This is a genomic window from Vogesella alkaliphila, from assembly GCF_014652475.1.
Lineage (GTDB): Bacteria > Pseudomonadota > Gammaproteobacteria > Burkholderiales > Chromobacteriaceae > Vogesella > Vogesella alkaliphila.
This window is the reverse complement of record NZ_BMYW01000024.1, coordinates 1-915: the sequence shown is the minus strand read 5'-3', so window position 1 is coordinate 915 and position 915 is coordinate 1. Positions and strand designations below refer to the sequence as shown.

Annotated in this window: 1 protein-coding gene; it reads right to left on the bottom strand. The window is 58.3% G+C overall.

What is annotated here, in order from left to right:
• On the bottom strand, positions 1-915 hold a 915-nt coding region (locus IE100_RS16330; RefSeq protein ID WP_189375666.1), incomplete at both ends, for an IS5 family transposase.

Below are 915 nucleotides of genomic sequence, written 5' to 3'. Positions count from 1 at the left end.
CATGCGGACCGTGTGCGGCGTGCCCAAGGCTGTAAAGCGATTCAGAATCGCTGCACAGATTTGAAGCTCCGCCACCTGCCGGTCAAAGTCCCGCGACTTGACGCGGTCTGCCAGCAATTTGAAACAGTGCATCTTCGTTTCGACCAAGCTGCGGCGATGGTAGCCGCTCCACTTTTTCCAGAGCGTGCGCCCCAGATACTTCACCGAGCGTAGTGACTCATTGCGAGCCTGATTGCCCTGTGAATTCCCTTTCCAGAATTGGCCGTTTCGTCTCGGGGGAATGATGGCTGCAGCTCCGCGCTCAGCAATCGCTGCGTGACACAGGCGCGTGTCGTACGCCCCATCCGTAGTCACGGCCACCAGTCTCTCTGTCGCCGGAATTTGCGCTAGCAGTTCTGGCAACATCGTGGCATCGCCGGTGCGATTGTCGGTCACTTCCATGGCCCGGATTTCCAGCGTTTGCGCATCAATTCCCAGATGCAGCTTGCGCCATTGGCGGCGGTAGTCTGCACCATGCTTTTTCACTTTCCACTCGCCTTCACCCATCATCTTGATGCCGGTGCTATCCACCAAGAGATGCAGGCAATCCTGCTTCTTCTGTACCGGGATGCGGACCTGCAGGTCTTTCTGCCGGCGGGAAAGCGTGCTGAAGTCGGGAACGACCCAGTCAAGTCCAGCCAGGCGCAACATGCTTTCGACCATGCCTGTGGCTTGCCGTAGCGCCAGGCCAAAGAGGCATTTTATGGTGAGACAGAACTGGATGGCAGCATCGGAGAAAGTTGGCTGCCGTCCCCGCCTGCCGGTAGCCGGTGCCAGCCAGTTCATGTCTTTGTCGAGCCAGAGGAGGAGCTGCCCTCGTTGCTTGAGGGACTGGTTATAGGCCTGCCAGTTGATGGTTTGGTACTTGGGAGGGAG